The following is a 6,812-nucleotide window of genomic DNA, read 5'->3' on the forward strand; positions in this document are numbered from 1 at the left end:
TATGAAGAAGGAACTGGCTTGTGACAGTCGTTACGGAAACTCAAAAATCCCGCTGGACCGGCGAACGAATCGCCAGGCTCGGATTCCTGCTCGGCATGGGATGGGACGCTAGACGCATCGCCGAAGACCCGATCATCGCATCGACGCCGAACAACGTGCATCGTCAGGCTCAAAGATTTGGTCTCGCCTTTCGCGCCGCCGCCGCCGCTCTCGCGGTGCGTCTTCCCCCGGAGGCGGCGACTCTATACGACGCCGCCGCGTCAAAGAGGAACCTGACGCGCGAAGCGATGATCCGATTGCTTCTCCTTGTCGTCGCTTCGGACGCGACTCTCATCGACAATATTCTCGACGACGGAGTCTGGTCATGGACGATGTCCTTAAAATGAATAATCTGGAGGAGGATCGCGTTGGCGAACCGAATTCGTCGCCTTCGAGGTGGGAGCCTGAACAGGTCGGGCGCGCCCTGGTGCGCGCGTTCGTCACCCTGGACCGCCTTCCGCGCCTCCGCGGTCCCCGCGAACCGGGTGGACATTGGCCGCGCCACGCCGTCGAATGGGTCGATCAACTCGCGCAGGCTGAACTCGAAGAGAGCGAACGCCGGTTGCGCGAACGAACCGCCAATCGAACGATCATTCGGCCATCGGGCGCCGAAATCGCTCAAATGGAGGCGGCCTTCGACTGGCTGCGTGAACTCCGTAATGTTGATTCCGGAATGGCCCTTGTGACGAGTGTTTGGGCTCTGCGGTCTGCTCGAGGGCGCTCGGTCAAAGCGCTCTGCTCGGAAAACAATTGGGCACCGCATACTTTCTATCGTAAACGATCGAAGGCCTTGAACTACCTCGCCGGATGGCTCAACGAAAGGCGCGCGACGGTTTTCTAGTCGAGAACTACGGCGCCGAAACAGACAACGTTGAGATCGAACTATCACTCGATCATCAGCAGGAGCAGATCACTACACCTTTGGTGCGAAGCCTCAAAATCGACGGCGCGCCGATGGTTGACTAGCGACGCTTTGTCAGCGCTATATGCGCGTGTGCAGAGCGCAAACACCGCTTGCGCCACTGCAGGCCGTAACACGGCGACGATATCGGTCAAAATTGCCGACCGTCGCCTGCAAAAAGGGGAAAGCCTGGTTTTCCCCTTCCTTCACGCAAGGCGGTCTACCGCGAATCATTCTCGTGATCAAAGCGACCGGAGCGGCCTTCTTTTGCCGCCTATGGATCTATTCTTCGGTGAGCGATTGCCTCCTTGAGCCTGTGTGTTGGCTTTTCCAAACAGACTTGTCGCCCGCGCAATTCGTAAGATCGCACCGTTGAGGCGTTCTTCGATATGTTGACTTGCTACTCATTGTGAGCGCTATATACGCGCATGCAGCGCCACACTACCGTCGTGATCGCCGCGAACGCGATTTTGGATTCAAATCAAATCGCAAACATAACCATAAAACTTGCTGATTTCGCCCGTTGTTATCCAATTTCAAAAGTGGAGAGCAATAGGCTGCTCTTTCGACGCTCTCATGTAGAGTCGTGAAAATATAAATTTCTCGTCGGAAGGAATGTAAGTTCACGCCATTCGATGAATGAGCGATACGTTGACTTGTTGCTATTTGTAATCGCAATATGCGCTCATGCACCGGAGGAATTGCGTCGTTAATTTCCGGTCAGCTCGATGTCTATATCTACAAAACGTTGGCGCGTTAAGACGTTCGCATTGTCAAAAGAGTGCGGGACGTTACAATCAGCGTCCAACGGCTTTTTTGAGCTTCGAAACGGCTCTCGTATCTGGATCGGCGGGCTGGACGATAAGGAGCGCGTGGAGAAAATTCTGGGTCTTGAATATTCGACCGTGTTTTTGAACGAAGCATCGCAAATTCCGTATTCGTCTGCTTTGATAGCTTTTACGCGCCTGGCGCAAGTCGCTCCGAATCTTGCTCAACGCGCGTTCATTGATCTCAATCCGGTGGGCAAGACTCACTGGACGAATATTCTTTTCGGCGACAAGCGTGACCCGGTTTCAATGACTCGGCTGAACGACCCGAAAAATTACCAACGCGCGTTCCTCAATCCACCTGATAATGCTCAGAACCTTTCATCAGAATTTTTGACGAGTCTCGCCAATCTGCCGGAGCGTCAACGAAAGCGCTTCTATGAAGGTGTCTATTGAGGTCGAAGGATCGCTCTGGAGTTATGAAACAATCGAAGCAAACCGCTGTTCGCCGGAGGCCATTCCGGAGGAACAGCGCGCGGGGGTGGTGGTCGCGGTAGATCCCTCGGGCGCGGCCGGGCACGATGACCTCGGCGCCGATGAGATCGGGATAGTGATCGCGGCGCGAGGCGTCGACGGGGATGGTTATATTCTCGATGATCGCTCTTGCCGGGAAGGACCGTTGATTTGGGGACGGCGCGCAGTTGTCGCCTACCACGAATATCGCGCCGACTGCATAGTTGCTGAAAGCAATTTTGGCGGGGAGATGGTTCGGGCGACGATACAGGCGGCGGACCAAAACGTGCCTGTGCGACTCGTGACGGCCAGCCGAGGCAAAGCCGTGAGGGCGGAGCCGATCTCCGTTAGATATGCCCAGGGCAAAATCCATCACGTCGGACGTTTCCCCAAGCTCGAGGATCAGCTGTGCGCCTTTTCCGCTAGCGGGTACAACGGCGGCGGCAGTCCAGATCACGCCGATGCAGCAATCTGGGCGCTGACGCATCTCTTTGCCGCCGACGATGGCGCCGGAATTATTGAATTCTACCGCCGCGCTGCTGAAGAGCAATCTCGCAAATAACAAGCGCAAACGGGCGTGGCGTCAGGTTGTCGCAGATCTAACGCCAATTCTCGAAGATGAAGGATCCAACATGTCTGATCGAGGCGCGGGGCAAAGAATCTGGTCGCTTAATCCCTATGACGTCAAAGTCAGTTTTGGAGGCTAGGCCGTGGTCGGCGAGGCTGCGAACTGGTTCGGACCTTCGACGCCTATTGCGCCCTTGGCCCCGGCGGAAGTCGCAGGCCGGCAATGGGACTATCCAGCGGGGTACAATCTTTCCACAGTCTCCCGGGGCTACGAACCGGTTTCTTTCGCCACTCTTCGCAGCATTGCCGACGGATATGATCTCCTTCGCCTCGTCATAGAAACCCGCAAAGACCAAATATCCCGTCATTCCTGGACCATCCACGCTCGCGACAAAGCAGCGAGGGGAAACGCCATCTCGAAGCGGATCGGCGCCGCCAGAGATTTCCTGGCGAGACCGGATGGAGCGCATGGATTTGCGGATTGGTTGCGCCTGTTGCTCGAGGAAACATTCGTGACCGACGCTGCGGCCCTCTATAAGCGCCGAGACAGAAGTGGGCGCCTCATCGCGCTGCTGCCAATCGACGGGACGACGATAAAGCCGTTAATCGACTGTTGGGGACGAACGCCACAGCCCGAATACGTAGGAGACGCACTCGTATATCCGGTGGCTTATCAACAAATTCTCAAAGGCTATCCGGCCATCAATTATACTGCGCGGGATTTGATCTACAGGCCGCGCAACGTTAGGGTCAACAAGGTGTATGGCTACAGCCCGGTCGAGCAGATTTTGACCACCGTGAATATCGCATTGCGGCGTCAGGCTTACCTTCTCGATTATTTCACGGACGGCAACATTCCGGACAGCCTCATAGGCGTCCCGGAAAATTGGACGCCAAGCCAGATCGCCTCCTATCAGAAATATTGGGATTCATATTTCGAGGGCGAAGCAGGACGTCGCCGCCGCGCTAAATTTATCCCCGGCGGCGTCGCGAAGACTTTCATTCAGACGAAAGAGCCGGAATTGAAAAGCCCGTTCGACGAATGGCTCGCTCGAATTATATGCTTCGCTTTTTCGATTTCCCCGCAAGCGCTTACTCAAACGATGAATCGCGCAACCGCGAGACGCAAAAAGAGATTGCGGAGGAAGAAGGCCTGGGACCGACGCTCAACTGGGTCAAATCTCTCATCGACGATGTGTTGGCTAGCGAACTTAACTCTGCTGACCTCGAATTTTCCTGGAGTTCTGGCCACGAAACAGATCCGCTCACGCAAGAGGCCATCCTTTCAAGTTTTACCTCGAAAGGCATTCTAACGCTCAATGAAGCGAGAGCTCAACTTGGGCGAGATCCTTTGCCAGAGCCCGCGGCCAACATGGCCATGACTTTGACGCCCGCTGGCTATGTCGCGATCCCAGGCTAGATCTCCCGCGGTTCGATTATTCGGAAGCTCTCTCCAAAATTCTAAGGAGCATGCATGCCCGTACTGCGAATGTTTATGCCAATCACGAAGGTAAACGTCGCGCAACGTCTTGTCTACGGCCTCGCCACCGCGGAGACCGAAGACCTGGCGGGTGAGATTTGCGACTACGCATCGACCAAGCCGTTATATGAAAAATGGTCAGAAACAATATCGAAATCCACACGCGGGAAGTCGCTCGGAAATTTGCGCGCAATGCACGGACCTGTCGCCGCGGGCAAGGTGACGGCCATCAGTTTCAATGACGCCGACAAGCAAATCGAGATCTGCGCCAAGGTCGTCGACGATGCGGAATGGAGGAAAGTCGAGGAAGGCGTCTATACCGGATTCTCCCAGGGCGGCGCTTATGCGAAGCGTTGGACAGACGCCGACGGACTTACCAGATATACCGCGGAGCCGACGGAAATATCTCTCGTCGATCTGCCGTGTCTGCCCGAGGCTCACTTTGAAATGATCAAGGCCGATGGAAGTGTTGAGCGAAGATGCTTCGTCAAAGACGCCGCAGCCACACTCTTATCGCAACTGAGCGAGGAAATGAAGGATGTGAGCGCATCGGGAGACGCGGAGCAAACGGCTCTGACGACGGCCAGGAAATTGCGGGACATCATTGAGCGGGCCTCCGCCATGCTTCAAACAATGCTGAGCGAGGATAGCCCAGAGAAGAAAAGAGACGAAGATGGCAGCGAGTCAATATATCGCGATCGATATTGGGCCCAGATAGACGGCGATCGTCTGAGAGCTGGTGAAGATCTTGCTGCTTTTGATTTTGCGGTGAATTCTGGTCCAACGCGCTCTAAGGCGGCGCTCTCGCGAGCGGTATTGCGAGGCGCCGATTCGGAAGAAGCCGCACACGCGATTTGCCGCGAGCGCCTCTCATTCATGCACGCTATCAGCAAAGGAGGGGGCTGGAAGGTTTTTGGCAGGGGTTGGGGCCGTCGTGTAAGCGCCTGCGAGGCTCTCGCGGTGCATATGATCCATGGCGCCGCAGCGGGGCCTATTCTCGGCGTCAAGGCGCGCCGCGCGGCCGGAAAGTCGCGCAAAGCAAAAATTAAGGCGGCGCTATCAGGCGGCGCCGGAACCATCGGCGGCGTTCATCCGGTAGTTGGTGGGAATTTTTGGTTGAATAGTCTGCTCGCATCTTGTGTTGTCGCAGCGGTCATCGCCTTCTGGTTCATTTCGTGGCGCCATTCTCAACGCGCGCTAGCCTTTATGGCTGAAGCGGCGATCGTCCCTTCCCCGCAGGTCAACCAACAGGCCGCAACAACATCATCCTCAGACATGAGAGTAGAACAGCATGACCTACAGTTTTGACGCTGTTTGTATGATCGTCGGAGGTTACGCTCTGACGGGCGCATGGATCGATCAAATGGAGCCATCCTCCGGCCGTTGCTGGTCGGCGTCGTTTGGGATGATAGGCTTGATTTTCGCTCTACTCAATTGAAAGGTTCAAATTATGATTTGGTTTGCACTTCTAACTTTAGCAGGCGTTGGCATCTATCTGGGAGTCATAAGACCAAAACTAATGCAATTTCGAAATGTCGCCCGAATTTTTGATCAGATTGAAGCTTCGGGCGAAAATAAGTTGAAGAAAGTCAAGCTCTGGTTGCTTGGTCAGAAGACGGCGATTTCTGGCATGATAGGAGTTTTCGTGACGGCGCTTCCTGGAGTTCTGGATCAGCTTCATTTGATCGACTTTTCGGCGTTTGTGACTCCTGATCTGGCGCTGAAGATTTCTGGAATCATCATGCTTCTTAATGAGTGTCTTTCATATCTATGGAATGGTATCGGCGGCGCTGATCGAGCCCATGAAGGAGTGAGGCATGATCGCACTGTTCCTCCCCCTCCTCAACACAATGTTGGGCGGTCTTATAAAACCCTTCATCGCAGCCTGGACCGATTATGAGCGTTCAAAACTCACAACGCGAGAACAGGGATTTGAGGCTGGCGTGCGGGGAGACGCCGCCGTTATGCAGGCGGCTCTGGCAAATGACCTTCAATTAAATGCTCTGAAGGTCCAAGTGTATGGTCAGCCGATCAACCGTTGGATCATGCTGATTGCAGGCGTGCCGCCGGCGCTTCATTTCGGGCTCGTATTCATAGATACGATTCTTGCCTCGAAGGCTCTGTTCGGGGAGTCCGTCCTCGGGGTTCCGAAACTGCCGGCGCCCTATGACGCCTACCAAACGACGATCGTCTTCTCGTTTTTTATCGTCCAGACCGTCCACCTTGGGACAAGAAACGTGTCGGCCTGGCTTGAAAAAAAATAGCGTGGCGCTCATCGATCAGGGCGGTTTGTGCACGAAATACGTGTCCAGCGATGGGCGAATTTACGCGCCGATTTTAGCAGATCTTAATTGAAGACCCCTTTGCGGAAGGCTTCGACCGTGACTGAGAGCAATGGAGTGTCCGGCGTCAGCGCCCATGAGACAAATCGGGGTATTTTCTGAAGGGACGATTTCTGGTTCATCTTAGCCCATTCAGGAGCGCAGATGAGACAGAAATCCGTGCCGGCGAAAGCCCCGGCAGAACAGCTTGTGAAAGATATTCG

Annotated in this window: 7 protein-coding genes; all 7 read left to right on the top strand. The window is 54.9% G+C overall.

The genetic code is table 11. The annotated features are described in order from the left end of the window. Positions 1 to 20: 20 nt before the first annotated feature. The 7 genes from BM177_RS14760 to BM177_RS14790 all read left to right on the top strand — a co-directional run bounded on the left by BM177_RS14760 (position 21) and on the right by BM177_RS14790 (position 6,531). On the top strand, positions 21 to 386 hold the full coding sequence (locus tag BM177_RS14760) for a hypothetical protein (protein WP_091685007.1): 366 nt from the start codon (positions 21 to 23) through the stop codon (positions 384 to 386). After that, positions 365 to 880, top strand: a complete 516-nt coding sequence (locus BM177_RS14765) for a hypothetical protein (RefSeq protein ID WP_091685010.1) — start codon at positions 365 to 367, stop codon at positions 878 to 880. The genes BM177_RS14760 and BM177_RS14765 overlap by 22 nt, the downstream gene beginning before the upstream one ends. Before the next feature lie 830 nt (positions 881 to 1,710). Further along, positions 1,711 to 2,163, top strand: coding sequence for a phage terminase large subunit (locus tag BM177_RS20715; protein ID WP_244532360.1), 453 nt, complete (start codon positions 1,711 to 1,713; stop codon positions 2,161 to 2,163). Continuing rightward, complete coding sequence (locus BM177_RS20720) at positions 2,147 to 2,782, top strand: phage terminase large subunit family protein (RefSeq protein WP_244532361.1); 636 nt, start codon at positions 2,147 to 2,149, stop codon at positions 2,780 to 2,782. Before BM177_RS20715 ends, BM177_RS20720 begins: the two co-directional genes overlap by 17 nt. A gap of 199 nt (positions 2,783 to 2,981) precedes the next feature. Then, positions 2,982 to 4,100: a phage portal protein gene (locus BM177_RS14775; protein WP_244532362.1), complete on the top strand. Its 1,119-nt coding sequence runs from the start codon at positions 2,982 to 2,984 to the stop codon at positions 4,098 to 4,100. 161 nt (positions 4,101 to 4,261) lie between these two features. Beyond that, positions 4,262 to 5,575, top strand: a complete 1,314-nt coding sequence (locus BM177_RS19590; protein WP_139223642.1) for a glycosyl hydrolase 108 family protein — start codon at positions 4,262 to 4,264, stop codon at positions 5,573 to 5,575. 509 nt (positions 5,576 to 6,084) lie between these two features. Further along, on the top strand, positions 6,085 to 6,531 hold the full coding sequence (locus BM177_RS14790; protein ID WP_139223643.1) for a hypothetical protein: 447 nt from the start codon (positions 6,085 to 6,087) through the stop codon (positions 6,529 to 6,531). Positions 6,532 to 6,812: the final 281 nt, after the last annotated feature.

Origin of the sequence: Methylocapsa palsarum (assembly GCF_900114285.1) — a bacterium.
GTDB lineage: Bacteria > Pseudomonadota > Alphaproteobacteria > Rhizobiales > Beijerinckiaceae > Methylocapsa > Methylocapsa palsarum.